General features: G+C 64.6%; 21 protein-coding genes. 9 read left to right on the top strand and 12 right to left on the bottom strand.

Features of this window, described 5'->3' with window-relative positions; all coding sequences use genetic code 11:
• The first annotated feature begins 62 nt into the window (after nucleotides 1-62).
• A complete protein-coding gene (locus ACVI1L_RS34825) occupies nucleotides 63-320 on the top strand; it encodes a hypothetical protein (RefSeq protein ID WP_028340659.1) in 258 nt (85 codons plus the stop codon).
• A gap of 18 nt (nucleotides 321-338) precedes the next feature.
• Here ACVI1L_RS34825 and ACVI1L_RS34820 read toward each other — a convergent pair whose 3' ends face one another.
• The 5 genes from ACVI1L_RS34820 to ACVI1L_RS34800 form a co-directional block, all read right to left on the bottom strand.
• Nucleotides 339-1,682: a PQQ-dependent sugar dehydrogenase gene (locus ACVI1L_RS34820; RefSeq protein WP_057018723.1), complete on the bottom strand. Its 1,344-nt coding sequence runs from the start codon at nucleotides 1,680-1,682 to the stop codon at nucleotides 339-341.
• 80 nt (nucleotides 1,683-1,762) lie between these two features.
• The gene (locus tag ACVI1L_RS34815) at nucleotides 1,763-3,376 is read right to left on the bottom strand and encodes a DHA2 family efflux MFS transporter permease subunit (protein WP_456784957.1); all 1,614 of its coding nucleotides are present in this window, start codon (nucleotides 3,374-3,376) and stop codon (nucleotides 1,763-1,765) included.
• Complete coding sequence (locus tag ACVI1L_RS34810) at nucleotides 3,373-4,530, bottom strand: HlyD family secretion protein (RefSeq protein WP_253623888.1); 1,158 nt, start codon at nucleotides 4,528-4,530, stop codon at nucleotides 3,373-3,375. The genes ACVI1L_RS34815 and ACVI1L_RS34810 overlap by 4 nt, the downstream gene beginning before the upstream one ends.
• A gap of 83 nt (nucleotides 4,531-4,613) precedes the next feature.
• Nucleotides 4,614-6,110, bottom strand: a complete 1,497-nt coding sequence (locus tag ACVI1L_RS34805; RefSeq protein ID WP_057018673.1) for a sensor histidine kinase — start codon at nucleotides 6,108-6,110, stop codon at nucleotides 4,614-4,616.
• A 16-nt stretch (nucleotides 6,111-6,126) separates the two neighbouring features.
• Complete coding sequence (locus ACVI1L_RS34800) at nucleotides 6,127-12,417, bottom strand: HAMP domain-containing protein (RefSeq protein WP_456784956.1); 6,291 nt, start codon at nucleotides 12,415-12,417, stop codon at nucleotides 6,127-6,129.
• A 273-nt stretch (nucleotides 12,418-12,690) separates the two neighbouring features.
• Here ACVI1L_RS34800 and ACVI1L_RS34795 point away from each other — a divergent pair, with 273 nt between their 5' ends.
• Nucleotides 12,691-14,679 carry a PAS domain S-box protein gene (locus tag ACVI1L_RS34795; RefSeq protein ID WP_456784955.1) on the top strand — a complete coding sequence of 663 codons (1,989 nt, stop codon included), beginning with the start codon at nucleotides 12,691-12,693 and terminating at the stop codon, nucleotides 14,677-14,679.
• Between the two features lie 176 nt (nucleotides 14,680-14,855).
• Here ACVI1L_RS34795 and ACVI1L_RS34790 read toward each other — a convergent pair whose 3' ends face one another.
• Nucleotides 14,856-15,038 carry a hypothetical protein gene (locus ACVI1L_RS34790; RefSeq protein WP_225646739.1) on the bottom strand — a complete coding sequence of 61 codons (183 nt, stop codon included), beginning with the start codon at nucleotides 15,036-15,038 and terminating at the stop codon, nucleotides 14,856-14,858.
• 169 nt (nucleotides 15,039-15,207) lie between these two features.
• The gene (locus tag ACVI1L_RS34785; protein ID WP_038377154.1) at nucleotides 15,208-15,519 is read right to left on the bottom strand and encodes a hypothetical protein; all 312 of its coding nucleotides are present in this window, start codon (nucleotides 15,517-15,519) and stop codon (nucleotides 15,208-15,210) included.
• A gap of 61 nt (nucleotides 15,520-15,580) precedes the next feature.
• On the opposite strand from ACVI1L_RS34785, the gene ACVI1L_RS34780 reads away from it, so the two are divergent.
• The gene (locus ACVI1L_RS34780) at nucleotides 15,581-15,781 is read left to right on the top strand and encodes a DUF3072 domain-containing protein (RefSeq protein ID WP_026192767.1); all 201 of its coding nucleotides are present in this window, start codon (nucleotides 15,581-15,583) and stop codon (nucleotides 15,779-15,781) included.
• 117 nt (nucleotides 15,782-15,898) lie between these two features.
• Nucleotides 15,899-16,153, top strand: a complete 255-nt coding sequence (locus ACVI1L_RS34775) for a hypothetical protein (RefSeq protein WP_028332017.1) — start codon at nucleotides 15,899-15,901, stop codon at nucleotides 16,151-16,153.
• A 173-nt stretch (nucleotides 16,154-16,326) separates the two neighbouring features.
• On the opposite strand, the gene ACVI1L_RS34770 is transcribed toward ACVI1L_RS34775, so the two are convergent.
• A complete protein-coding gene (locus ACVI1L_RS34770) occupies nucleotides 16,327-16,584 on the bottom strand; it encodes a hypothetical protein (protein WP_057018676.1) in 258 nt (85 codons plus the stop codon).
• 112 nt (nucleotides 16,585-16,696) lie between these two features.
• Here ACVI1L_RS34770 and ACVI1L_RS34765 point away from each other — a divergent pair, with 112 nt between their 5' ends.
• Nucleotides 16,697-18,766, top strand: coding sequence for an ATP-dependent helicase (locus ACVI1L_RS34765; protein ID WP_456784954.1), 2,070 nt, complete (start codon nucleotides 16,697-16,699; stop codon nucleotides 18,764-18,766).
• Between the two features lie 159 nt (nucleotides 18,767-18,925).
• On the opposite strand, the gene ACVI1L_RS34760 is transcribed toward ACVI1L_RS34765, so the two are convergent.
• The 3 genes from ACVI1L_RS34760 to ACVI1L_RS34750 form a co-directional block, all read right to left on the bottom strand.
• Nucleotides 18,926-19,249 (bottom strand): adenylate/guanylate cyclase domain-containing protein, encoded by a 324-nt coding sequence (locus ACVI1L_RS34760; RefSeq protein ID WP_456784953.1) that lies wholly within the window; start codon nucleotides 19,247-19,249, stop codon nucleotides 18,926-18,928.
• Between the two features lie 89 nt (nucleotides 19,250-19,338).
• Nucleotides 19,339-19,644, bottom strand: a complete 306-nt coding sequence (locus ACVI1L_RS34755; RefSeq protein ID WP_456784952.1) for a hypothetical protein — start codon at nucleotides 19,642-19,644, stop codon at nucleotides 19,339-19,341.
• Between the two features lie 85 nt (nucleotides 19,645-19,729).
• Nucleotides 19,730-19,981 carry a PilZ domain-containing protein gene (locus tag ACVI1L_RS34750; protein ID WP_076828861.1) on the bottom strand — a complete coding sequence of 84 codons (252 nt, stop codon included), beginning with the start codon at nucleotides 19,979-19,981 and terminating at the stop codon, nucleotides 19,730-19,732.
• A gap of 262 nt (nucleotides 19,982-20,243) precedes the next feature.
• On the opposite strand from ACVI1L_RS34750, the gene ACVI1L_RS34745 reads away from it, so the two are divergent.
• From ACVI1L_RS34745 to ACVI1L_RS34735, 3 genes are read left to right on the top strand one after another with little or no spacing between them, the layout of a single operon-like run.
• A complete protein-coding gene (locus ACVI1L_RS34745; protein WP_456784951.1) occupies nucleotides 20,244-21,650 on the top strand; it encodes an MFS transporter in 1,407 nt (468 codons plus the stop codon).
• Nucleotides 21,651-21,661: 11 nt separating this feature from the next.
• Nucleotides 21,662-22,849: an acyl-CoA dehydrogenase family protein gene (locus ACVI1L_RS34740; RefSeq protein WP_456784950.1), complete on the top strand. Its 1,188-nt coding sequence runs from the start codon at nucleotides 21,662-21,664 to the stop codon at nucleotides 22,847-22,849.
• Nucleotides 22,850-22,873: 24 nt separating this feature from the next.
• Nucleotides 22,874-23,275, top strand: a complete 402-nt coding sequence (locus tag ACVI1L_RS34735; RefSeq protein WP_063790124.1) for a VOC family protein — start codon at nucleotides 22,874-22,876, stop codon at nucleotides 23,273-23,275.
• A 305-nt stretch (nucleotides 23,276-23,580) separates the two neighbouring features.
• Here the strand turns inward: ACVI1L_RS34735 and ACVI1L_RS34730 are convergent, their stop codons facing one another.
• Entirely contained in the window at nucleotides 23,581-24,321 is a 741-nt protein-coding gene (locus tag ACVI1L_RS34730; protein ID WP_076828866.1) for a Spy/CpxP family protein refolding chaperone, read from the bottom strand.
• Between the two features lie 454 nt (nucleotides 24,322-24,775).
• Between ACVI1L_RS34730 and ACVI1L_RS34725 the strand changes: the two genes are divergently transcribed.
• Nucleotides 24,776-26,116 (top strand): ABC transporter substrate-binding protein, encoded by a 1,341-nt coding sequence (locus tag ACVI1L_RS34725; RefSeq protein ID WP_168856372.1) that lies wholly within the window; start codon nucleotides 24,776-24,778, stop codon nucleotides 26,114-26,116.
• The last annotated feature ends 108 nt before the right edge of the window (nucleotides 26,117-26,224 follow it).

Here is a 26,224-nt window from a genome sequence, read left to right as displayed (position 1 = left end):
GATGACAGCCCCCACCCATCTCGCGCTACAATGTCGCAGCCGGTGCTACGGAGGGTGTGGCGATGCCGCGAAAGGGAATTACCGGACACGACGAATGGGTGGTCACGGAGGCCCTGGCCACAGCGCTGGTGGCGCTCGAACAATTGCCGTCAAAGCATCAGCCGCGCGCGCATATGGAGGATGTCCGAAAAATCCTGACCGCCAGATGTGAGGCCGGCGCCGTCACGCTGCATCTTGCGCAGGCCAAGTGCCGGTTGTTTCCCGACACCGATCCCCTGACCATCTACGAGGAGTATGGCCTCAAGGACGGGCTCGGCTAGCGCGCGCCGCCTGCAGCGCTAGTCGCGGCTGACGCGCCAGATCGTGCCGTTGCCGTCTTCGGAGACCAGCAGTGCGCCGTCGCGCGCGACCGTCACACCGACCGGACGGCCCCAGACCTCATTGTCGCCGATGACGAAGCCGGTGACGAAATCCTCGTACTCGCCGGTCGGCACGCCGTCCTTCAGCCGGATGCGGATGACCTTGTAGCCGGTGCGCTTCGACCGATTCCACGAGCCGTGTTCGGCAGCAAAAGCATCGCCGCGATATTCCGGCGGAAAACTGCTGCCGGTGTAGAAGGTCAGGCCAAGCGACGCCGAGTGGGCCTGCAATAGCACGTCAGGGACCGTCACCTTGTCCTTCAGGTCGGGCCGCGCGCCGGCATGCGCGGGGTCTTCGTTGCCGCCGATGTAGTACCAGGGCCAGCCGTAGAACGCGCCTTCGCGGACCCGCGTCACATAGTCGGGCACGAGGTTGTCGCCGCGGCCGTCGCGCTCGTTGGTCGAGCACCACGGCGTGCCGCTTCCCGGCTGGATCGCAAGCCCGACGCAATTGCGGATCCCGGTGGCAAACAGCTTCTGGTTCTTGCCATCAGGATCGAAGGCGAGCACGGCGGCGCGATCGGTCTCGTCGCCCCAGGCCGCGCCGAGCGCATGGTCGCGGCTCCAGGCCTCGATGCCCTTCGGCGGGCGACCCAGCCCCTCGCCTGCGTTGCCGGCGGAGCCGACCGACACCAGCATCCGCTTGTCGTCCGGCGTGAACACGATATCACGCGTGGAATGGCCGTAGCCGGGCGGCAGCCGGGCGACGATCGTCTCGGGCTTTCCCGACGTCTTGAGATCGCCGTTGCGGTAGGCAAAGCGCACGACGCTGTCGGTGTTGGCGACATAGAGCCATTGCGGATTGTCACCGCTCGGAAAGAACGCGATGCCGAACGGCTGGTTCAGGCCGGTTGCGTAGACTTCATTGGTCGCAGGCCTGGTGGCGCCCTCGGCGCTGCGCAGGATACGAATGCGGCCGGAGCCGGTTTCCACCACGTAGATATCGCCATTGGGCGCGGTCCGGATGATCCGCGGGCCGCTGAGCCCGCTCGCAAACAGTTCGACCTTGAACCCTGCCGGCACCTGCGGCGTGGCCGATGCAGGTCTCGGCATGACGCGCGGAAACTTGCTGCTCGACGCCGTTGCCCCGGGCTTGGGCAAGTCCTGCGGCGTGATCAGGCGCACCGTGCCCGGCTTGTCGCGTTGCCAGTCGCCGAAGGCTTCCGCGCCTTTCAGCACGGGCTCGGCGCCCGACCGCGTGATGCTGATCGCCGCGAGGAAGACGACCGACAGACCCGCACCGACAAGACTCGTCCTGGGCATATGCTCCTCGCGCGATTTCCCTTCGGCCACGCCGTTCATAGCGTGGTTCGGCCGCTCCCGCGTTCACAATGTCGTCTGCTCTAATGTCCCTTGGGTGACGCCGTCAGATCGACCGGTTTGATGATCAGCGCCAGCGGGATCATCACGAGGCCGATGATCGAGAGCATCCAGAACACGTCGATATAGGCGAGCAGGTCGACCTGCCGCTGCAAGGTCTGGCCGACCCAGGCGACCGCCTGGGACGCGGCGTCCGATGCGTTCGACCCCTGTGCCTCAAAGAAGCGCGTCATCGTGTCGATGGTCTGCTGATACCCGATGTCGGACGGCGCGGCATGTTCGACCAGCCGGCTCTGGTGGAATTGCTGGCGTTGCGCCAGCGCGGTCTGCGCGAGTGCGACGCCCATCGACCCGCCGATGTTGCGCGCGACGTTGATCAGCGCCGAGGCTTGGTTGGTCTTGTCCGGCGGCACGCCGTCATATGAGGCCGTCGTGACGGGGAGAAACAGGAACGGAAGCCCGGCGGAGAGAAAGATGCGTGAGAGCGCAGCATAGCCATAGGTGATGTCGCCGTTCAGTCCCGTCAGGTGCCACATCGAGAATGCGACGATGCAGCCGCCGATCGCGATCAGATATTTCGGCTGGACGCGGCTGACCAGATGGCCGACCACCGGCATCAAGATCAGCGTGACGACGCCGCCGGGCGACAGTGCGAGCCCGGCAAGCAGCGCAGTATAGTTCAGCTCGGTCTGCAACAGCTGCGGCAGGAGCTGCGTCGACGAGATCAGCACCGCGCCGGTGCACAGCATCACCAGGAAGCACGATCCGAACTGGCGACGTCCCAGCAGGCGGAGATCGACGATCGGGTCCTTGCGCGTCAGCTCCCAGGGGATCAGCGCGATCAGGCAAATCGCAGAGGCCAGCGCGAAGCCGACGATCATGTTGGACCCGAACCAGTCCTTGCGCTGGCCTTCGTCGAGCACGAATTCGAGCGAACCGAGCCCGATCGCGACCAGTACGAAGCCGATGTAGTCGACGCGCAGGCCGTCCTTGAGGAGCTCCTTGCGCTCCTGCTCGGCGCCGAACGGCTCCTTGACCAGCGTCCCGACCAGGAACAGCGAGAGCAAGCCCATCGGCACGTTGATCAGAAAGATCCAGTGCCAGCTATAGGTATCGGTGATCCAGCCGCCGAGCGTTGGCCCGACCACGGGAGCAACCACCACCGCGACGCCGTAGATCGCGAACGCCTGGCCACGCTTGGCCGGCGGAAAGGAGTCGGCGAGGATCGCCTGCTCGCTCGTCGCCATCCCGCCGCCGCCAAGGCCCTGGATGATCCGGAACAGAACCAGCGCCTCTAGGCTCCAGGCAAGCCCGCACAGCAGGGACGCGAACGCGAAGGTGCCGACGCAGATCATGTAGAAGCGCTTGCGGCCGATCACGGTCGAGAGCCAGCCCGAGATCGACAGCACGATCGCGTTGGCGACCAGATAGCTGGTGATCACATAGGTGCTCTCGTCGATGCCGACGGCCAGGCCGCCCGCGATATGGCGCAAGGCCACGTTCGCGATCGTGGTGTCCAGCACCTCCATGAAGGTCGCGATCGAGACGACGAAGGCAATCAGATAGGGATTATGTCCGCCGGCAGCCGAACGCTCCGGCGACCAGGCCGCGCCGCCGCCTGCCGCAACGTCGCTCATCGCACCCTGGTCCAGGGCACGACCGACATGCCCGGCCCGATCGGAACGTCATTCGGCCAATTGTCGATCACGATCTTCACGGGAACGCGCTGCACGACCTTGACGAAATTGCCGGTCGCGTTCTCCGCCGGCAGCAGGCTGAACGCGGTGCCCGAGCCCGGCTGAACCGAAGCCACGCGGCCAGTGAGCTTGCGCCCCGGATACGCATCGATCCTGATCTCGACCGGCTGGCCCGGGCGCATGTCCGTCAGCTGCGTTTCCTTGTAGTTGGCGGTGATCCAGACCTCGTCAGGAACGAACATCATGACGCTCTGGGCCGGCGCCACATAAGTGCCGACCGCGCCGCTCAGCTTGACGACGCGTCCGGATTGCGCTGCGACGATGCGGGTATATTGCAGGTTCAATTTGGCCTGATCGAGCTGGGCCTGCGCCTGCTCCAGCGATGCCTTGCTGCTCTTGAGCTGAGCCTCGAGCGTCTTGACGCCGAGCTCGGCGGCAGTCACTGCCGTTCTGGCGCGGCTGGCATTGGCCTGCTGGGCGTCGAGATCCGAGCGGGTCTGCTGCTGCCGCTGCACCGTGCCCGCGCCCTTTTCGACGAGGTTCTGGGCGCGCTCCGCCTCCTCCCGCGCGAACTTCAATTGCGCCTCGGCCTGTTGCTGCTGCGCCTTGGCTTCCTTGATCTGCTCCTGCTGACTGTCGATCTGGGCCTCGACATTGGCGATATTGGCCTCGGCGACCGCGACCTGCGCGCTGGCCTGATCGACTGATATCTTGTAGTCGCGCTCATCGATCCTCGCGAGGAGATCGCCGGCATTGACGTGCTGGTTGTCGGTGACGGGGACCTCGACGACATAGCCGCCGACCTTCGCCGCCACCGCAAAGCTGCGTGCGGCCACGAACGCGTCATCGGTCGATTCATAGTGACGCACGTTGAGCCAATAGCTCACGCCACCGATGATCGCGAGCAGGAGCAGACAGGCGCCGACTGTGGCAAGCAGCCAGTGCTCGCGCAGCCGGTCGCGCATCGATGGCTTGCGCTCGGTTTCCTGCTGTGGCGCGGATCCGCGGTCGGGGCGCGATCCTTGCTCGGGGTTGCGCTCGGGCTGCCGCGGCTTCTCCCCGGACGGCCCGCGCTCTCTGGTTTGGGCATCCAAGGCAGCACCTCAAGCCACGAATGGAGCGATCAAGCCCCGTTAACCGCAGCGTCCGGCGCTTGGTTCCTGTTCGATGGGAGGCGCTACACGGCCCTGGAACTGACCATGGGCTGGCGCTGCTCGGCCGTCGACAAATCGCGGTAGGCCGCGGGCTCTCCAGCCAGCGCCTTGAGCGGAACCGTGAGCCGGCACACCAGGCCCTCGGTGCGCCAATCGAAGTCGGCGCGGCCGCCGAGCTGGGTCTCGATGCTGGCGATGACGCTTCTCGTGCCGAAACCTCTCTGCTTCGGCTTGGTCACGGGAGGTCCGCCGGATTCCACCCAGGCCAGGATCAACGTTTCGTCGTGCAGTTCCCAGGTGATCGCAAGCCGGCCCGACAGCACCGACAGGCTACCGTATTTGGCGGAGTTGGTGACGAGCTCATGCAGCGCCAGCGCCAAGGTCTGCGCGGTCGCGGGCTGCAACTGCACCTCTTCGCCATCGATCTGGATCTGTCCGGCTTCCGAATACGGCGCGATCTCCTCGGCGACCAGCCGCCGGATTTCGGCGCCCTGCCAGCTCGACAGCGACAGCACGGTGTGAACGCGTGCCAGCGCTGTGATGCGGCCCTCGACCGCCCGCACATAGGCGGTCACGTTCTGCGCGCGCGTCAGCCGCACGATCGATTGTGCCAGCGCGAGCGCGTTCTTGGCGCGATGGTCCACCTCGCGGGTCAATAGGCTCTGCCGCTCCTCGGCCTTCTTGCGATCGGTGATGTCGACGGTGACGCCGCTCACCCGTACCACCTTGCCGTTGCGGTCGCTGGTGGCCGCGGCTGTACCGACGCACCAGCGCACTTCGCCGTCCGGCCGCATGACGCGGAATTCGGTTTCATAGGACGTCTGGCCCTTGCCGAAGCCGGTCCAGGCTTGCCGGAGGTGCTCGACATCGTCGGGATGAAACAGCGCCTGTATATTGTCGGAGGTGAGCTTGAAGGATTTCGGGTCGACGCCGAAGATCTTGTATTGCCCCTCGTCCCACATCCAGTCGCCGTTGACCCAATCCCAGTCCCACGAGCCCATCTTGCCGGCCGCAATCGCCATGCTGCGGCGTGCCTCGCTTTCGACCAGTCGCGTGGTCGACTGCTCGAGCTCGGCGGTGCGTGCGCGCACGCGGTCCTCGAGCTCCGCGTTGAGGCGTTCGAGCTGTCGTGTCTTGCGGTAGAGCTCGGCGAACACGCGGATCTTTGCCCGCAGCACCTCGGGCACGACGGGCACCGGCACGTAATCGACCGCGCCCATCTCGTAGCCGCGGAGCCGGTCGATATCGCTGACCTGGATCGCCGAGATGAAGATCATCGCGGTCTTCTGGAAGCGCGGATGGTCGCGGATCATCGCCGCGAGCTCGAAGCCGTCGAGCTCTGGCATGCAGACGTCGACCAGGATGACCGCGACTTCGTTCTTGAGCAGGAACTCCAGCGCCTCGCGGCCCGACGACGCGGCGACCAGTGTCTCGCCGAGCTCCTTCAGGATGACCTCATAGGCCAGCAGCTTCGCCGGCTGGTCATCGACCAGAAGGATGTTTACCTTTTCGTGGTCCATCATGTTCGATCGCCGATCAGCGGTGCAGCCACATGCGGATCGCCAGCAGCAGTTGCTCGGTGTTCACGGGTTTCGCCAGATAGTCGGACGCGCCTGCCTCCAGGCATTTCTCTCGATCGCCTTTCATCGCCTTCGCGGTCAGCGCGATGATCGGCAGCCGCGCGAAGGCGGAGTTTTGCCGGATGGCGCCGATGGTCTGGTAACCGTCCATCTGCGGCATCATGATGTCCATCAGCACGATCGCAATCTTGGGATTGGATTCGACCAGCGAGATGGCCTCGTGACCGGTTGTCGCAGTCAACACCTTCATACCTCGCCGCTCCAACACGCTCGAGAGCGCGAAGATGTTGCGGGCATCGTCGTCGACCAGCAGTGCGGTCTTGCCAATAAGATCCTCATCGGAACCATTGAGCTTCTCCAGCATCCTCTGTTTTTCGACGGGCAATTCCGTGATCACACGGTGCAGGAACAGTGACGTTTCGTCGAGCAGACGCTCCGGCGATTCCACGCCTTTGACGACGATGCTGCGCGCCATCGTATGCAGTTCCGCGTCTTCTTCCGCTGAAAGTTCCCGGCCCGTAAACACGACGACGGGTATATTGGACAGCGTCTCGTCCTTGCGGATCTGATCCAGCACTTCGAAACCGCTCATGTCGGGCAGGCGCAGGTCGAGCACGACGCAGTCGCACGGATTTTCGCGCATCGTCGAGAGCGCCCCTGCCCCGGTGCCGGTGGTCACGATCTCGATATCCTCGTGCCCGAGCAGTTCGGTGATGCTGAGCTGCTCCGCCGCATTGTCCTCCACGATCAGCAGGCGCTTGCGGCGTGGTCTGGCGTATTCCTTGATCTGCGACAGCGCAGCGCTGACGCCTTCCGTCGTCGTCGGCTTGTTGACGAAGGAGAACGCGCCGCGCGCCAGCGCGTGCTGCCGGTCCTCGTCGAGCGTGATGATCTGAACCGGAATGTGACGGGTCAGCGGATTGTGCTTGAGCTGGCTCAGCACCGTCCAGCCGAGCATGTCGGGCAGGAAGACGTCGAGCGACACCGCGCTCGGCTGGAACTGCTTGGCCAGATCCAGCGCTTCGGCGCCGCGGCTTGCGACCAGCACCTTGAAGCCCTTGTCGCGCGCCAGATCGATCAGCACCCGCGCGTAATGCGGATCGTCCTCGACGATCAGCAGGATGGTGTCGCCGGGCTCGAGATCGAGCCGGTCGTCCGGAAGCTGCTCGATCACACGCTCCTGCGCGCCCGAAGCCTGCAGTGCCGGCGCCGGCGCGTGCGGCATCGCGATCGGCTGAGCCTGCGGGCGCAGTGCCACCGAGGGTCCGGCATATTTCAGCGGCAGATAGAGCGTGAAGGTCGAGCCCTTGCCCGTCGCACTGCGCAGATGGATCTCGCCGCCGAGCAGACCCGCGAGCTCACGGCTGATCGCCAGTCCAAGACCGGTGCCGCCATATTTGCGGCTGGTGCCGGCGTCGGCTTGCTGGAACGCCTCGAAGATCAGCTTCTGCTTGTCCTGTGGAATGCCGATGCCGGTATCCGACACCTCGAACGCAACGACCGCAGGCGCCGCGTTGAGGATCGGATGCTCCACACTCCAGCCGCCGAGCGCGGCCGACACGGTCAGGCTGACGCCGCCTTCCGCGGTGAACTTGAACGCATTCGACAACAGGTTCTTGAGCACCTGCTGCAGCCGCTTGGAGTCGGTCACCATGCTGCGCGCAAGATTGGCGTCGACATCGATGCTGAACGAGAGATGCCGGTTCTCCGCCTCGTGCCGGAACGGCCGTCCGACGGTCTCGAGCAGGCTCGATGTCAGAATTTCCTCGGCGTCGACCGTCACCGTGCCGGACTCGATCTTGGAGAGATCGAGGATGTCGCTGATCAGGTTCAACAGGTCGGTGCCGGCGCCGTGAATGGTGCGGGCAAACTCGACCTGCTTGCCGGTCAGGTTGCCGTCGGGATTTTCGGTGAGCTGCTGGCCCAGGATCAGGATCGAGTTCAGCGGTGTCCGCAACTCGTGAGACATGTTGGCGAGGAATTCGGATTTGTACTTCGAAGTCAGCGACAGCTCGGTCGCCTTTTCTTCCAGCGCGCGCCGCGCCTGCTCGATTTCCTGGTTCTTGCGCTCGACGTCGACATTGCGTTCGGCCAGCTGCTGGGCCTTCTGCTCCAGCTGATCGTTGGTCTGCTGCAATTCCTTCTGCTGGGTCTGCAACTCGCCGGCGAGCTGTTGCGACTGCTTGAGCAGCGCCTCGGTCTGCATCGTCGCCTCGATGCTGTTGAGCACGATGCCGATGCTGTCGGTCAATTGTTCGAGGAAGGTGATCTGCGAGGTCGTGAACGAGGAGATCGAGGACAGCTCGATCACCGCCTTGACCTGGTTCTCGAACTGCACCGGAAACACGACGAGGTTTTTCGGCATGATCCGCATCAAGGCCGAATTGATCGGCACCGCATCGCCGGGAATCTCGGAGACGAGGCGCTGACGCTTGTCGAGCGCGCATTGGCCGATCAATCCCTCGCCGAACTGGACGATCTGCGGATACGGATTGCTGCTGTCGCTGGCATAGGCCGACAACAGGCGCAACTGCGCATTCTCGGGATTGTCGACCTGGTAGATCACGCCCATATGCGCATTGATCAGCGGCGCAAGCTCGGTCAGCAGCAGCCGGCCAACGGTCGCAAGATCGCGCTGGCCCTGCAGCATGTTGGTGAAGCGCGCCAGATTGGTCTTCAGCCAGTCCTGTTCGGTGTTGCGCTCCGTGGTGAGACGGAGGTTGCCGATCATCGTGTTGATGTTGTCCTTGAGCTCGGCGACCTCGCCGCGGACGTCGACCTGGATCGAGCGCGTCAGGTCGCCCTTGGTCACGGCCGTCGCCACTTCCGCGATCGCGCGCACCTGCGAGGTCAGGTTGGCCGCGAGCAGGTTGACGTTGCCGGTGAGATCCTTCCAGGTGCCGGCCGCCCCGGGCACGTTGGCCTGACCGCCGAGCCGTCCCTCGACGCCGACCTCGCGAGCCACGCTGGTGACCTGTTCGGCGAAGGTCGCAAGCGTCTCGGTCATGTTGTTGATGGTGTCGGCGAGCGCGGCCACCTCGCCCTTCGACTTCACCGTCAGGTTCTGCTTCAGGTCGCCGTTGGCGACCGCGGTCACCACCTTGACGATGCCGCGCACCTGCTCGGTCAGGTTGACCGCCATGACGTTGACGGTGTCGGTGAGGTCCTTCCAGGTGCCGGCAACGCCGCGCACCTCGGCCTGGCCGCCGAGCTTGCCCTCGGTGCCGACCTCGCGCGCCACGCGCGTCACCTCGCCGGCGAAGGCGTTGAGCTGGTCGACCATGGTGTTGATGGTGTTCTTGAGCTCGAGGATTTCGCCCTTCACGTCGACCGTGATCTTGCGCGACAGGTCGCCGCGCGCCACCGCGGTGGTGACTTCGGCGATGTTGCGCACCTGGGTGGTCAGGTTCGCCGCCAGCAGGTTGACGTTGTCGGTGAGGTCCTTCCAGGTGCCGCCGACGCCGGGCACCACGGCCTGGCCACCGAGCCGTCCCTCGGTGCCGACCTCGCGCGCCACGCGCGTCACTTCGGCGGCGAACGAGCGCAGCTGCTCGACCATCGTGTTCAGGGTGTCCTTGAGCAGCAGGATCTCGCCGCGCACGTCCACGGTGATCTTCTTCGACAGGTCGCCGCCGGCGATCGCGCTCGCGACCTCGGCGATGTTGCGGACCTGCGCGGTCAGGTTCGACGCCATGAAGTTGACGTTGTCGGTCAAATCCTTCCAGGTGCCGGCGACGCCGGGCACTTCGGCCTGGCCGCCGAGCTTGCCCTCGGTGCCGACCTCGCGCGCCACGCGCGTCACCTCGCCCGCAAACGCATTGAGCTGGTCCACCATCGTGTTGATGGTGTTCTTGAGCTCGAGGATTTCGCCCTTCACGTCGACGGTGATCTTGCGCGATAAGTCGCCGCGCGCCACGGCGGTGGTCACCTCCGCGATGTTGCGGACCTGCGCGGTCAGGTTGCCGGCCATCGAGTTGACGTTGTCGGTCAAGTCTTTCCAGGTGCCGGCGACGCCGGGCACGTTGGCCTGGCCGCCGAGGCTGCCGTCGGTGCCGACCTCGCGCGCCACGCGCGTCACCTCGCCCGCGAAGCGGTTGAGCTGGTCGACCATCGTGTTCAGCGTTTGCTTCAGCTGAAGGATCTCGCCGCGCACGTCGACGGTGATCTTGCGCGACAGGTCGCCGCCGGCGATCGCGGTCGCGACCTCGGCGATGTTACGCACCTGCGCCGTGAGATTGCCGGCCATCGAGTTGACGCTGTCCGTCAGGTCCTTCCAGGTGCCGGCGACGCCGGGCACCTCGGCCTGGCCGCCGAGCTTGCCGTCGGTACCGACCTCGCGCGCCACGCGAGTCACCTCGCCGGCGAAGGCGTTGAGCTGGTCCACCATCGTGTTCAGCGTTTCCTTCAGCTGAAGGATTTCGCCCGACACGTTCACCGTGATCTTCTTCGACAGGTCGCCCTTCGCCACCGCGGTCGCGACCTCAGCGATGTTGCGGACCTGCGCGGTCAGGTTCGAGGCCATCGAGTTGACGCTGTCGGTGAGATCCTTCCAGGTGCCGGCGACGCCGCGCACCTCGGCCTGGCCACCGAGCTTGCCTTCGGTGCCGACCTCGCGCGCCACGCGCGTCACTTCGCCGGCGAAGGCGTTGAGCTGATCGACCATCGTGTTGATGGTGTCCTTCAGCTCGAGGATTTCGCCGCGCACGTCCACCGTGATTTTCTTCGAGAGGTCGCCGCCAGCGACCGCGGTCGTCACGGCGGCGATGTTGCGCACCTGCGCGGTCAGGTTCGACGCCATGAAGTTGACGTTGTCGGTCAGATCCTTCCAGGTGCCGGCGACGCCGAGCACGTTGGCCTGGCCGCCGAGCTTGCCTTCGGTGCCGACCTCGCGCGCCACGCGCGTCACTTCCGACGCGAACGCGTTGAGCTGGTCCACCATGGTGTTCAGCGTTTCCTTCAGCTGAAGGATCTCGCCCGACACGTTGACCGTGATCTTCTTCGAGAGGTCGCCGCCGGCGATCGCGGTCGCGACGTCGGCGATGTTGCGGACCTGCGCAGTCAGGTTCGACGCCATGAAGTTGACGTTGTCGGTCAGGTCCTTCCAGGTGCCGGCAACGCCGGGCACCTGGGCCTGGCCGCCGAGCTTGCCCTCGGTGCCGACCTCGCGCGCCACACGCGTCACTTCCGACGCGAACGAGTTGAGCTGGTCCACCATCGTGTTGATGGTGTCCTTCAGCTCCAAAATCTCGCCGCTGACGTCGACCGTGATCTTGCGCGACAGGTCGCCGCGCGCCACGGCCGTGGTCACGTTGGCGATGTTGCGCACCTGGGCGGTCAGGTTGCCGCACATCGCGTTCACCGAGTCGGTGAGGTCCTTCCAGGTACCGGCGACGCCGGGCACGATCGCCTGGCCGCCGAGCTTGCCGTCGGTGCCGACCTCGCGCGCCACGCGCGTCACTTCGGAAGCGAACGAACGCAGCTGATCGACCATCGTGTTGATGGCTTCCTTCAGCTGCAGGATCTCGCCGCGGACGTCGACCGTGATCTTCTTGGACAGGTCGCCGTTGGCGACCGCGATCGTCACCTCGGCGATGTTGCGGACCTGGCCGGTCAGGTTGTTGGCCATCGAGTTGACGCTCTCGGTCAGGTCTTTCCAGACGCCGGTCACTTCCGGCACCTGGGCCTGGCCGCCGAGCTTGCCCTCGGTGCCGACTTCGCGCGCCACGCGCGTGACCTCCGAGGTGAACACCGAGAGCTGCTTGATCATCGTGTTGACGATGTTCGCCGACTGCAGGAATTCGCCGCGCAGCGGCCGGCCCTCGACGTCGAGCTGCACGGTCTGCAGCAGATCGCCTTGCGCCACCGCAGCGACCGCGCGGGTGACCTCGCGCGTCGGCCACAGCAGATCGTCGATCAGCGTGTTGACCGAGCTCTCCATATCGGCCCAGGCGCCGCTGGCGAGGCCGAAATTGACGCGCTGGCGGGTCTGTCCCTCGCGGCCGACGACCTGGCCGACGCGCGCCAATTGCTGCGCCATGCGTTCGTTGGCGGCAGCGATTTCGTTGAAGGCGTCCGCGATCTTGCCGTCGATGCCGAGATAGTCGCCACGCATCCGGACCGAGAAATCGCCGGCGCGCATCGCCTGCAGCGACTGCAGCAGGTCATGCGAAGAATCGAGGCTTCCGTTTGATTGCTGGCTGCGGCGCGTATCAGCACGGGGACGAGGCGACGAACCGAGATCGGTCATGTAATTTCCCCTACGCGCTGGCTGCGAATCCAGAGACTCGGAAAAGCCAGTGTGACCATAAGAATGACTGCCCTTGATCTATTCAAGCGGGAAAACGCCAAAACCGCAATTTGTGACGCAAACCGAGTACCTTAATCGCGATTGGAACCAAAAGTTCCGACCGTTGGCCGAACTTTTCCGAAGAACGACGGAGCCGGCCCTGATCGCCCGGTCCTCGTGCTCGCATGGAACATTGACCATCCCCGCGCGTTTCGGGCGGGGGCAGGATCGGTGATGGTTAAGAAATCAGAACAACTCAAACGGGGCATCGTCGAGAGCCGGCACGATCGTCGGCCGGTGGCTGGCGGCGTGGTCGACTACGCCATTTGCACGCTCGGCCCCGATGGCCGGGTCATCAACTGGAACAAGGGCGCCGAGCGCATCACGGGCTATCCGGCCAAGGCGATCCTCGGCAAGCACTTCTCGGTCTTCTATGCTGCCGAAGACCGCGCATCCGGCGTTCCGGCGAGAGCGCTGCAGATGGCGCGGAAGGAGAAGCACTCAGCGGCCGAAGGCTGGTCCGTCCGCAAGGACGGGTCGCAATTCTACGCCGCTGTGGTCATCGATCCGATCTACGAGAAGCGCAAGCTCGTCGGCTACACAATGGTCACCCGCGACATCACCGAGCGGCATCAGGCGCGCGCGGATCTCGAGGCCAGCGAAAGCCAGTTCCGCCTGCTGGTGAGCAATGTCACCGACTATGCGCTCTATATGCTGACGCCGGCCGGCATCGTCGCCAATTGGAACGCCGGCGGCGAGCGCATCAAGGGCTATTCGCCCGGCGAAATCATCGGCCAGCACTTCTCGCGGTTCTATACGCCGGCCGACCAGGCTGCCGGCAAGCCCGCCCATGCGCTCAAGATCGCGGAAGAGACCGGGCATTACGTGGAGGAAGGCTGGCGGGTCCGCAAGGACGGTTCTTTCTTCCGGGCGAGCGTCGTGATCGATCCGATCCGCGATACCGACGGCAGCCTGGTCGGCTTCGCCAAGATCACCCGGGATATTTCCGAGCGGCGCGACGCGCATCAGAAGCTCGAACAGGTGCAGCGTCAGCTTGCGGAATCGCAAAAGATGGATGCGCTCGGCCAACTGACCGGCGGCGTCGCGCACGACTTCAACAACCTGCTGATGATCATCTCCGGCAATCTGCACCGGATCAAGCGCGAGGTGATGAGCGAACGGGGGATGCTTGCACTCGGCGCGATCGAAACCGCATCCGAGCGTGCCGCGTCCCTGACCAGGCAGCTCCTCACCTTCGCGCGTCGGCAGAGTGTCAATCCGCAGACCATCAACGTCGCTGACAGGATCACCGCGGTGCGAGAGGTTTTGACCAGCGCGCTCGGCGGCGCGATCAAGCTGAACATGGAGATCGGACCGGATCTCTGGCCGATCTTCGTCGATCCGACGGAATTTGAGACCGCGCTGATCAACCTCGTGGTCAATGCCCGGGATGCGATGACCGGCGGCGGCACGCTGACCGTCGCGGCGCGCAATGTCCCGGAAGCCGCCCAGGTGGTCGTCAGCATTACCGACACCGGCGAAGGCATTCCAGACGATGTCATGAACAAGGTCTTTGATCCCTTCTTCACCACCAAGCCGGTCGGCAAAGGGACCGGCCTTGGGCTGTCCCAGGTTCACGGTTTCGCGCACCAGGCGGATGGCCGGGTCGAGATTACAAGCGCGCTCGGCAAGGGCACGACGGTCAGCATCTATCTCCCGCGCGGGACTGCGGCCGCAAAGCGCACGGCTACGGGGCACAGCACGCCCGGCTTGGCCACGATCCTGCTGATCGAGGACAATCCTGCCGTCGCCGATGCGAGCACGGGCCTGCTCGAACAGCTCGGCTACACCGTGCGCTGGGCCTCGAACGCGGAGGCCGCCTTGTCGGAAATCGACGCCAACGGGATCGATGTGGTGTTCAGCGACATCGTCATGCCCGGCAGGATCGATGGACTGAAGCTGGCGCGCACGATCCGGGACAGAAAGCCCGAGCTGCCGATCCTGCTGACGACAGGCTACAGCGCGAGCGCACGCGACGTGAGGTCCGACTTTCCGGTGTTGCGCAAGCCGTACCACATCCACGACCTCAGCCGCGAACTCGCAAAGTTGACGGGGCACGGCGTCGGCAGCGCGACGAGCGGGCCATCCGGCAACGCTTCGAGCGAGTTCGATGCCACCGCGCATGACGTCGTGGCAAGACCAAAGGCGAAAGCCCGCTCCTAGTGTGCTGAATGCGAAGTTCGTGCGATTTCGCGGCAGCCACTTTCACGAACTTCGCATTCATAAAGCACACTAGAATCATAAGTTTGCCAGTGTCCTTATCGAATCCGAAGTTCGCTCCGAAGGTGCGGCAAATGATGCGAACTTCGGATTCGGGACACTAGCTCTAAATCGAAAGGCTAGCGTTCCGCCGGCCAGCTTCGCCGCACCAATTGCACCCGCTCGATGCGGCTGCATTGCTCGCAGCGGTACTGAAGAATATCCCTGCCCTCGCTGCCCGGATGGCTGCTCTCGAGCCGCATCGTCCTGATGCAGCTGATGCAGGAGATCAGCGTCAGCAGTGGACTGCGATCGTCATTCATCGATGCCCGCGGTGGCGCGGTCGGATCGGCGATCATGGCGCTGGGCGATGCTATGGTATTGGCTCTCACCACAAGAAAATGCAGATCCTGCGGTCCGGGTTCCTTCCTTGAAACCTGATTTGGGCCTGAGCCGGTGTTCGAGGCTCCCTTCTTTGGACAAACCCCCGGATCACACCCGGGCGTTGCTGTGACCGGGCGCAGGCTTCGCCTTGTCCTTGTCCACCTTGACCTTCGTGCCGGCGCGGTCCTCGAAGCTCCGGCTCAGCCGCTCCCGGACCGTAGGGAGACGCTCGCCGCCGCCGGCGGCTTTCCACCGGCCGACCAGTTGGGCCACTTCGGCTCGCATCGCCATCAGCCGGTACGATGCTTCACTGCAATCGAGGTCACGGTTGACCTGATCCCGGATCGACGCCTCGATCAGGCTCATCTCAGCTCGCAACGTGCTGATCTTGCGCCGAATTTCATTGATCTTATTGTCCATGTCTTGTTAGAACAAAAATAGAACATATTGTCAAGTCACGATCCAGCAAGCGAGGCAAGCAATGAGCGTGGCAGCGGTAAGATATGGTGGGGTCGCGGAGCGGCTTGGTGGGCTGATGACCCGTGCCCAGGCGCTGCGGTTGAGGAGCCTTGCCGAGGAGGCCTATCAGCCGAACCAGTACGCACGCGACCTGACGTCCGAGGAAGCCGAACGGCGGATCGACGCGCTGAAGGCGGAGATCGCGCTGGCGGATTCGTTCTGACCGTCCGCGCCAGCCAGGCCGGACGTCCCCTTAAGGCTTTGATATAGCGGCGCAGCTAGGTCTGTTCCTGTTATTGCTGCTTTGTCTTATTGCTGCTTGGTCCTGGGGGAGCCTGACGTGCTGGAGTTGGAGAAGCGGTCGCCGCTTGCGTTCCCGATTACGCTGAAGGACGGGCGAACGCTCGCGACGGTCGGCGACGCCGCGGACTACCTGTCCGCGCTAAACCTGGATCAGCGCGAGCGCGGCTACTGGAAGACGGCGATCATGATGTTCAACAACGCCATGCGCGAGCCGAGCTATCTGAAGATCGCAACCATGAACCTCCGGTCCGCGCTCGTGTATGACCGCCTGGTCGATGACGTTGGCCCGTGATTGTGGTGCCGCGGCTACAGCCGAATCGGCGGTGGTTGCGTAAGGCGCTGTTCGTTATGGCCGCAAACAAGGTAACGGCGGTACACGCGACGGCCGGGTGCGCAATGCGCTTCAGCCGCACTCTCGGGCCGCCTTGGAGGGCCAATGGAACACCAAGGCGGCTCGTTTTCTTTTCAAAGCAGTTTCGCGCGGACGAACAGCATCCGCAACGCGTTGGTCGCTTGCACCGTCAGCATGGCGTTACCGGCCGCTCTCTCGAGCGCAACCAATGCCTCGTCATGCAGCGAGCGGAACTCCATCCATTCGACGGCGCTGAGATTGCTGATGAAGCTATAGGCCTGGCCGACGGTCGCGAGCGTCACCGTCTCGCCGTTCAGCCGCACCTTGAACGTCGCCTTCAGCGGCGTGTCGGATTTGGATACGTCACCCATGGCGGGGTTGTGCGCCGCGCCGCGTTAATGTCAATCTAATTTCTCTCCGTCCGCCTCGGCGCGCCGGCCCCAATGAATCGCAATGTCTGTTAGCGTTTCGTGGGGGTGATTCGTGACTGATCTTGCCAACACAGCCTATCTCGATGCGCTCAATGCCGAGCAGCGCCGCGCTGTCGAGCACGGGGTCGGCAAGGATTGCATCGTCGGCGCGCCGCTGTTGGTGATCGCGGGCGCGGGGTCCGGCAAGACCAACACCCTCGCCCATCGCGTCGCGCATCTGATCGTCGCTGGCGCCGATCCGCGCCGCATCCTGTTGATGACCTTTTCGCGGCGCGCCGCCGCCGAGATGGCCGGCCGCGTCGAGCGCATTGCGCGCCGCGTGCTCGGCGATCGCGCCTCGGTCATGACCGACGCGCTGAGTTGGGCCGGCACGTTCCACGGCATCGGCGCGCGGCTGCTGCGCGAATTCGCCGAGCGTATCGGCCTCGACCCGGCCTTCACGATCCATGACCGCGAGGATTCCGCCGACCTGATCAATCTGGTCCGCCACGATCTCGGGCTCTCCCGCACCGAAAGCCGGTTCCCCACCAAGGGCACCTGCGTTGCGATCTATTCGCGCTGCGTGAACGCGGAGATGCCGATCGAGGCCGTGCTCGGCCAGTTCTTCCCGTGGTGCTCCGGTTGGGCCAGTGAATTGAAACAGCTGTTCGGGGCCTATGTCGAAGCCAAGCAGCGGCAGAACGTGCTCGATTACGACGACCTCCTGCTCTACTGGGCGCAGATGGTGACGGACAGCGCTCTGGCCGAGGAGATCGGCGGCCGTTTCGACCATGTGATGGTCGACGAATATCAGGACACCAACCGCCTGCAGTCCTCCATCCTGCTCGCGCTCAAGCCCGCGGGCCGCGGGCTCACCGTGGTCGGCGACGACGCGCAGTCGATCTATTCGTTCCGCGCCGCCACCGTGCGCAACATCCTTGACTTCCCGGCCCAGTTCAGCCCGGCCGCCGAGATCGTTACGCTCGATCGCAACTATCGCTCGACGCAGCCGATCCTGTCGGCGGCCAATGGCGTGATCTCGCTCGCCAAGGAGCGCTTCACCAAGAACCTGTGGACCGACCGGACCTCGACCCGTAAGCCGCTGCTCGTCACGATCCGCGACGAGGCCGATCAGGCCCGTTACATCGTCGAGCAGGTGCTGGCCAATCGTGAGGAAGGCACCCTGTTGAAGCACCAGGCGGTGCTGTTCCGCACCTCCTCGCACAGCGGACCGCTGGAGGTCGAACTGACCCGCCGCAACATTCCGTTCGTGAAATTCGGCGGCCTCAAATTCCTCGACGCCGCGCATGTCAAGGACATGCTGGCGCTGCTGCGCTTCGCCGCCAATCCACGCGACCGGGTTGCAGGTTTCCGCATCCTGCATCTGTTGCCCGGCGTCGGACCGGCCTCGGCGCAGCGGGTGCTCGACCGCATGACCGAGGCCGCCGATCCGATTGCTGCGCTCGTCGCGCTGCCCGCTCCGCCCCGCGCCGGTGCGGACTGGCGGCTGTTCGTGGAGGCCATCGAGAACCTTCGCTACTCGGAATGGCCCGTCGATATCGAACGCGCCCGCCTCTGGTACGAACCGCATCTCGATCGCATCCACGAGGACAGCGAGGTACGCCGCGCCGATCTCATTCAGCTCGAGCAGATCGCCGCCGGCTACCCGTCACGCGAACGTTTTCTCACCGAGCTTACGCTCGATCCACCCGATGCGACCAGCGACCAGGCTGGCGTGCCGTTGCTCGATGAGGATTATCTGATCCTGTCGACAGTCCATTCCGCCAAGGGCCAGGAATGGAAATCCGTCTATGTGCTCAATGTCGTCGATGGCTGCATGCCCTCCGACCTCGGCGCCGGCACGTCGGCCGAACTCGAGGAGGAGCGCCGCCTGCTCTACGTCGCGATGACCCGCGCCAAGGACGATCTGCATCTGCTGGTGCCGCAGCGCTTCTTCGTTCACGGCCAGGCCGCCAAGGGCGACCGCCACATGTATGCCTCGCGCACCCGCTTCATCCCGGAACGACTGCTGCCGATGTTCGAGCGGACCACCTGGCCGCGCGCCGCGGCCGCGCAGGCCTCCGCGGCCAACCGCGCGCCGCCGATCGACATCGGCGCCCGGATGCGCGGCATGTGGCGCTGACGCCGGTTCGAAGATTTTCATACGGGCTGGAACCAAGCCGCCGACCTTGCGTTGAGGCGGCGTTCGTAATCGGCAAACGACCATCCCCGACGGCTTCGGCGCGCAGTTGCACGCTGGAGCCGTCTTTTTTGCGCCGCGTCAATTCACGCGAAAGCCAATTCACGCAGGAAATAATGTGACGGGCTGGTCGAAGCCCTTCAGGGTGTAATCGGCACCGGCTGCCGTGATCATGTCGCGGGTTCGATCCCGCACGGCCGTCGTCACAAGGATCTCGCCTGACCTGGCGGCCGCCTGCGCGCGTGCCGCGCGATTGACCACCGTGCCGACTGCCGTCAGGTCGCGGTGGGCCTGGCCGAACTCACCGAAATTGGTGTCACCGCTATCCAATCCGATTCCGATGCCGATCTCGATGTCGCCGGCGCCGATCGCCCGCACCAGCGCATCGTGCCTGTCGCGAAAACTGCGCTGGATCTGGCGCGCCACGAGCAAGGCCTGCACGGAGATCGTCGCGCCGCACCGGGAAATTGAAGATCGCGAACACGGCATCGCCGATGGTCTTGTTGAGGATGCCGTCATAGCGCCAGATCGCGGCGGCGCAGTCGTCGTAGAACGCGTCGAGCAGCGAGGTCAGCCCATCCTGCGCGATGGTCTGCGTCAGCGCGCAGATCGGCGAACAGGATGGTGGCGTCGATGGTCACGGCGCGCGCCTTCATGATCTTCGAGAAGGCCATCTCGCAGATCGTGCATGTGTTCGGGTTCATGCGGCTCGGCCGGACGCCGAACAGACGGAACGGCGCCGCCAAAGGACCGCGCAACGGGATCGGCATATGCAGGTTTTGCCAGCAGCCAAGGCAGATCGTTGCAGGTTCCGGATTCATCGGCGGATCACCTGCTGTTCCAGCAACGAAACCCGGGCTCCTTGGCACGCAGGTTCATGGGCGTCCCCAATCGAGATAGCCGCGCTCAGGCGGTTGCCACGAAACTCACTCCAATTCGCGACTTCTTACTCCAGATCACCTGGCACTCGTAGACGACCGAGGCGTCGCGGGCCATCACCAGGCGGAATCGGTGCGGGACGAAGGCCGGATTCTCGACCTCGATGGCCGCCCCCTCCGGCGAGATGTTCACGATCGTGCAATGCATGACCGAACCGCCCGACGAGACATAGCCGGGTTCATTGACCTCGGTTCGCGGATGCTTGCGCTTTTCGTCCACCCGGCTGCTCCCCGTTTCCTCCACGCAAACGTGGGCGATCGGCATTGCAGAAGTCAACGGCTCCGGCGGCTCAAATCGGGCTTTCGCACCACCATGTGCGCAGCAGTACGCCGAACCGCTTATCGCGCGAATGCAGATGAGCCCCGCGTCGGCGCGGGCTTGTCGTTCGCGCTGGCACGAGGATAGCCTCATCCTATGGGCGATGCGCTGGCGCGACGCACGCTCCGGGGAACAATGAACAGGCGCCATGGGGAGACGCGCCATGTTCGAGATTCTCGATCGCCGGACGACTCTGACCGGCAACCAGATCAAGATCCTTGCGGCGGCCATCATCGGCGATGCGCTGGAATTCTTCGACTACTTCCTGATCGGCTTCGTGCTCGCGTTCCTGATCGGACCGTGGAAGCTCACCTTCGGCCAGTCGGCCACCGTGCTGATGAGTTCCGGCATCGGCGCCATCCTCGGCGCCTACCTCTGGGGCTGGCTCGCCGACCGGGTCGGGCGGCGTATCGTCTTCATCGGCACGGTGCTGAACTTCTCGATTGCGACCGGCCTGCTCTATTTCACACCCGATAATGGCTGGGTCTATCTGGCGATCCTGCGCTTCTTCGTCGGCACCGGCGTCGGCGGTCTTTATTGTGTCGACCTGCCGCTGGTGCAGGAGTTCATGCCCTCGCACAAGCGCGGCTGGGTCGGCGGCCTCGTCACCTGCGTGATCCCGCTCGGCGTCGGCCTCGGCGCGGTGCTCGGAGCCGTCATGGGAACCGATCAATGGCGGCTGTTGTTTGCGATCGGCGTGCTGCCGTCGGTCCTGGTGCTGCTGGTTCGGATCTGGGTCCCGGAGTCGCCGCGCTGGCTGTGCCGGCAAGGACGCTATGACGAAGCCCGCAAGTCGCTGGCCTGGGCGCTGCAGGTGCCGCCGTCGGAGCTGCCGCTGCCGAGCGCGGCCGACGCCGGTCCGATCATCACCACGAGCTGGTTCGATCTGTTCAAATATCCGCGCAGCCTGATCGTCTCCTGGCTCGGCAATGCAGGCGCGCAAACCGGCGTCTACGGCATCACGCTATGGGCGCCCGCACTGTTCGTGCTGCTGCTGAAGGTGACGCCGCAGGAAGCCGCCAAGATGATGATCCTGCTCAGCATCACCGGCTTCCTCGGCCGCATCTCGTTCTCCTGGTTCTCGGAGCTGCTCGGACGGCGTGTTGCCGGCGGCCTGCTCGGCTTCGGCGCCGGCGCGCTGACGATCATCGCCGGCTACCACTACGACGCGACTTTGTTCGGCATGTCGGCGTTCTGGCTGCTGCTGGCCGCCGCCTTCTTCTTCGCCGACGGCGGCTTTGCGATCGTCGGTCCCTACGCGGCCGAGGTCTGGCCGTCGCATCTGCGCACCACGGGGATGGGGTCGGCCTATGGCTTCGGCGGCATCGGCAAGATCATCGGGCCGGTCGGGCTTGCGCTGATCGTCGGTTCGAACAACTACCTCAAGCCCGACGTGCCACTGACCCAGATCCCGACCGCCTTCGTCTATCTCGGCTGCTGGTTCCTGATGGCGGGGGCCGTCTATTTGTTCTTCGGGCTCGAGACCCGGGGCAAATCGATCGAGCAGATCGACAAGGAGCTCAACGCGACGGTCGACGTCGCGGCCTCCGCAACGATCCGGCGCGCCTGAGGGAGGCGAACATGAATGTGACTGCTGCGGACCTTACCGGCGATCGCGACGTGATCGCCCGCGCCGAGTCGATCAGGGACGCGGTGGCGGCCGCCTCCAATGATATCGAAACGACACGCCGCCTGCCGCCCGACCTGCTCGACCGGCTGCATGAGGCGCGGCTGTTCCGCCTGCTGCTGCCGCGTTCAACCGACGGGATCGAAACCGATCCCGTCACCTTCTTTCATACCATCGAGACCATCGCCAAGGCGGATGCCTCGACGGCGTGGTGCCTGAGCCAGGCTGGCGGCTGCGCGATGTCGGCGGCCTATCTCGACCTGCCGGTCGCGCAGGAAGTGTTTGCCGAGCCGCGTGCCGTGCTCGCCTGGGGCCCCGGCCCGAAGGTCAATGCCATCGAGTGCGAGGGCGGCTACCGCGTCACCGGGGTCTGGTCGTTTGCCTCGGGCGGGCGGCACGCCACCTGGCTCGGCGCGCACTGCCCGGTCTATGCCGCGGACGGATCGCCGCGCCGGGACGCCAATGGCGACCAGGTCGAGCGCACAATGCTGGTGCGGACCGAGGACGTCGAATGGACCGACATCTGGAACACGGTCGGATTGCGCGGTACCGCCAGCGACCAGTTCGCGCTCGACGATGTCTTCGTCCGCGCGGACCATTCGATCACCCGCGAATTCGACCGCGAGTGCCGCGAGGACGGCCCGCTGTACCGGATGAGCAACCACACCTGCTACCAGATCGGCTTTGCCGGGGTCGCCTGCGGCATTGCCCGCAGCGCGCTCGACAATTTCGTCGACGTCGCCCGCAACAAGGTGCCGCGCGGCATGAAGAAGACGCTGCGGGACAATGCGGTCGTGCAGTCCGGCCTCGCCCAGGCCGAGGTCAATCTGCGCGCGGCCCGCGCCTTCCTGCTGCAGTCGATGGCCGACATCTGGAAGGATCTGGTTGCCGGCCACAGCATCACGGTGGCACAGCGCATGACGATCCGGATGGCGGCCACCCACGCCATCCACAAGGCGCGGGAGGCCGTCGATTTCGCCTACAACACCGCCGGCGCCACCGCGATCTTCGACGGCCATCCGCTGGAGCGGCGCTTCCGCGACATCCACACCGTGACCCAGCAATTGCAGGGCCGCTTCAGTCATTTCGAGACCGTCGGCGCCTGGATGCTGGGCGTCGATGCCGACCTCAGCTTCGTTTAACCCGATTTCTCAAGGAGAAGAACCATGCCATTGGGTGGACTACAGCATTACACCATCGAGCCGCAGGATCTGGAGAAGACCAAGGCGTTCTATTGCGATGTGCTCGGGCTCGAGAACGGCGAACGGCCGCCGCTCGATTTCCCCGGCTACTGGCTCTATTCCGGCGGTCAGGCCACCGTCCATCTGATGGGCACCCGCAAGCCCCGCGACGGCATCGTGGTGCGCGGCACCGCGAAGAAATATGAGGACACCGGCCGCCTCGACCATATCGCCTTTGCCGCCAGCGACGTCGAAGCCGTGCGCAAGCGCCTCCAGTCGAAGAACGTCACCTTCCGTGAGCAGATCGTGCCGCGCACCGGCGACACCCAGATCTTCCTCTACGATCCGGACGGCGTCGGTGTGGAGCTGAACTTCCCGAAGAGCTAAGCGCCAGCGTTTTGCGGATCGCTGATTGCCGGGCAGAGCCGTCCGAAGGACATCGTCGCTTTGCCGCGCCGATGTCCCGGTCATTGACGGCTCAATCCGCGCTGGCCTCGGGCGCTGTGGATGGTTCCCGACAAGGCCCTGACTCGGCCATCACTCGGGCGTGATCCGGTCCGTTTTTCTTCAACATTGAATGACGAATTAACCGGGCCGCGCCGCTGCGGCAGAATAGCCGGGTGCTGCGCCTTTAACCTACCCCAGGGCTTGGTGGCCCGGCTATTCGTCCCCACTTGGCCGGCGAGATTTCCTCAGTCGAGCCCGCGTTCGTGGCTCAGGCGGACCATTTCGTTGATGAAGATTTGTTTCTGCTTGTCGTCGAGGCTGGCAAACAGCGGCTCGGCGGCGTCGGCGACGCCGCGCTGATCGACCGCCCGGTCATTGAGGAACTGGGCCTCGTTGCGCATCTGCTCGATGATGTCATCCGGCGGATCGCGCTGCGCCCGCGCGATGCGCAGGTTGAGTCGGTCGGCGCCGTTGTGGCCGAGATAGTGCATCGCACTGTTGAAGCCGGCCCAATTCTTCTCCTGCTCCGGCGTCAGGTTGAGCTCCTTCTTGATCCGTTCGATGTTGGCGTCGCTGTTGGCGACGATCTGTTCGGCCGTCAGCTGCGGCGCGCCGGCCTGGGTCAGCACGGTCGGCGCTTGCTTCGCGCCCTTGTCCTTTGCGGCGGCCTTGGCCGACTTGGGGGCCTTGGCGCCGGCCGCCGCGCCCTGTGCGTTCTTGCCGCTGCCGGCATTGGGGTTGTTGCCATTGTTGCCGGTCAACACCCCGGTCACGCCGGTCACCACCCCGACAACGCCGCCGATGGCTCCGCCGAGAACGCCGCCGACCGGCCCGGCAGCCTTGTTGCCCTCGCGCGCCCCCTTTTCGACGCCCTGCACGATCTGCGCATCGACCATATGAGGCACTGCGAGCAACGTGACGGTGGCGGCCCCAACCGCGGCGCACAATCTCCATTGTGCGCGCAGCTTCGCTACCGGGATGAGCATGATCGGGTCTCCGTGATCGGTGGTGGATTGCGGAATTGATGCGGGAGTAGGTTCGACAAATCCGGACTTTAGCGTTTCCGGCTTCAGCGAGTCTATCGGCCGCGCCGGGCATCAACATGGCGGAACAGAGTTCGCTGAGGCTTGACCGGAAAGCTGCGGCTCAACCGCGCACCGTCTGCGACCTTGTCTGCGTCGCCGCCCGCGTGCGTCGCAGCATGATCGCAAGACGCACGGCAAACCGCCGGCAACTGCAGTGATGCGAACGGTACTGCCTGCTATTTGACCACAACGTTAGTTCTAGTTGGCATCAGCATCTCGTTTCTCGACAGATGCCGGCAATTCTGTTCTGATCGGTTTCAACGCAATCCCGCGACGTCGCGCAAACGCGACGCACAAAAAAGAACAACGGGATTCAAAAAGTCTTTTGTCCGTCGGCTACCAGGGAGGGAATGCCATGTCACGGAAGAAGCTCTCGCGCCGAGAATTCGTCGCAGCGACAGCGCTGTCATCGGCCGCGCTGATTACAGCCCCCTACGTGCGTGGCGCCTACGCAGCCGGAAAGCTCTCGATGGGCTTCTGGGATCACTGGGTGCCCGGCGCGAACAGTGCGTCCACCGAGCTGGTCAATGAATGGGCTGCCAAGGAGAAGGTCGAGGTCCAGATCGACTACATCACCAGCCAGGGCAACAAGAACATCGTCACCATCGCCGCCGAGGCGCAGGCGAAATCCGGTCACGATATTTTCCAGATGCCGACATGGTGGCCGCAGGCCAACGCCGAGTTGCTCGAGCCGGTCAACGACATCATGGATCCGCTCCTCAAGCTGAACGGCGATGTCAACGGCACGGTGAAATATCTCGGCCAGGCCGGCGGCAAATGGCTCGGCGTTCCCGCCAGCGTCGGCAGCCAGATCAAGGGTCCCTGCTCACGCATCGACCTGATGAAGAAACACGCCAACATCGACGTGCAGGAGATGTATCCGGTCGGAAGCGAGCCGAAAGCCGATAACTGGACCCTCGATACGTTCCTCAAGGCGGCTGAAGCCTGCCACAAGGCCGGATTCCCGTTCGGTATCGGCCTCGGCGAAACCAGCGACAGCGTCGACACCGCCGGCGCGATCTTCCAGTCGTTCGGCGCGCAGCTGGTCGATGCCAAGGGCAATCTCACCGTCAAGACCGACGCGGTGCGCCAGGCCCTCGACTACTACAAGAAGCTGCTCGCCTTCCTGCCGCCCGATGTGTCGGCATGGGACGACGCTTCCAACAACAAGTGGCTGGTCGCCGGCAAGGGCGCGATGATCCTGAATCCGCCGAGCGCGTGGGCGGTCGCCAAGCGCGATGCTCCGCAAGTCGCCGAGCAGTGCTGGACGCACGGGTTCCCGGCCGGGCCGAAGGGACGCTTCGCGCCCTATCTGCCGTTCTTCTGGTCGATCTGGTCGTTCTCGAAGAACAAGGAGGCGGCCAAGAGCCTGCTGACGCACCTATCGCAACCTGCATCGATCGAGAAAATGGTGGTCGCCAGCGGTGGCTATGACCTGCCGGCCTACGAAAAGCTCACGACCTTGAAGGTCTGGGCGGAGCAAGCGCCGCCAAAGGGGACGCTCTACCACTATCCGAACCCCTACAAGCACCAGACGCTGTCGATTGCGGCCTCGCCCGCGCCGCCCAAGATCGCGCAGCAGATCTACTTCCAGGCCACGCTGACCAAGATGTGCCTGCGGTACTACCAGGGTGAAAGCATGGAAAAGACGCTCGCCTGGGCCGAGGGCGAGTGCGAAGGCTTCATGAGAAGCTGACGACAAGCGAGGTCTCGCGCGACCGCCCGTGATGTTGGCCGCGCGAGATCCCGTCTTCACATCCCAGCCGCCGAATCGGCGTGCTGTGCAACCAACCCGCGCGAGGGA

The sequence above is a fragment of the Bradyrhizobium sp. USDA 4516 genome (genome assembly GCF_054055915.1).
This window is presented reverse-complemented; position numbering and strand designations above follow the sequence as displayed.

Excerpts from the sequence above, each read along its gene's own strand:
- ACVI1L_RS34825 (WP_028340659.1), top strand. The coding sequence starts at position 63 with ATGCCGCGAAAGGGAATTACCGGACACGACGAATGGGTGGTCACGGAG.
- ACVI1L_RS34820 (WP_057018723.1), bottom strand. The coding sequence starts at position 1,682 with ATGCCCAGGACGAGTCTTGTCGGTGCGGGTCTGTCGGTCGTCTTCCTC.
- ACVI1L_RS34815 (WP_456784957.1), bottom strand. The coding sequence starts at position 3,376 with ATGAGCGACGTTGCGGCAGGCGGCGGCGCGGCCTGGTCGCCGGAGCGT.
- ACVI1L_RS34805 (WP_057018673.1), bottom strand. The coding sequence starts at position 6,110 with ATGGACCACGAAAAGGTAAACATCCTTCTGGTCGATGACCAGCCGGCG.
- ACVI1L_RS34800 (WP_456784956.1), bottom strand. The coding sequence starts at position 12,417 with ATGACCGATCTCGGTTCGTCGCCTCGTCCCCGTGCTGATACGCGCCGC.
- ACVI1L_RS34795 (WP_456784955.1), top strand. The coding sequence starts at position 12,691 with ATGGTTAAGAAATCAGAACAACTCAAACGGGGCATCGTCGAGAGCCGG.
- ACVI1L_RS34790 (WP_225646739.1), bottom strand. The coding sequence starts at position 15,038 with ATGAATGACGATCGCAGTCCACTGCTGACGCTGATCTCCTGCATCAGC.
- ACVI1L_RS34785 (WP_038377154.1), bottom strand. The coding sequence starts at position 15,519 with ATGGACAATAAGATCAATGAAATTCGGCGCAAGATCAGCACGTTGCGA.
- ACVI1L_RS34780 (WP_026192767.1), top strand. The coding sequence starts at position 15,581 with ATGAGCGTGGCAGCGGTAAGATATGGTGGGGTCGCGGAGCGGCTTGGT.
- ACVI1L_RS34770 (WP_057018676.1), bottom strand. The coding sequence starts at position 16,584 with ATGGGTGACGTATCCAAATCCGACACGCCGCTGAAGGCGACGTTCAAG.
- ACVI1L_RS34755 (WP_456784952.1), bottom strand. The coding sequence starts at position 19,644 with ATGAATCCGGAACCTGCAACGATCTGCCTTGGCTGCTGGCAAAACCTG.
- ACVI1L_RS34745 (WP_456784951.1), top strand. The coding sequence starts at position 20,244 with ATGTTCGAGATTCTCGATCGCCGGACGACTCTGACCGGCAACCAGATC.
- ACVI1L_RS34740 (WP_456784950.1), top strand. The coding sequence starts at position 21,662 with ATGAATGTGACTGCTGCGGACCTTACCGGCGATCGCGACGTGATCGCC.
- ACVI1L_RS34735 (WP_063790124.1), top strand. The coding sequence starts at position 22,874 with ATGCCATTGGGTGGACTACAGCATTACACCATCGAGCCGCAGGATCTG.
- ACVI1L_RS34730 (WP_076828866.1), bottom strand. The coding sequence starts at position 24,321 with ATGCTCATCCCGGTAGCGAAGCTGCGCGCACAATGGAGATTGTGCGCC.
- ACVI1L_RS34725 (WP_168856372.1), top strand. The coding sequence starts at position 24,776 with ATGTCACGGAAGAAGCTCTCGCGCCGAGAATTCGTCGCAGCGACAGCG.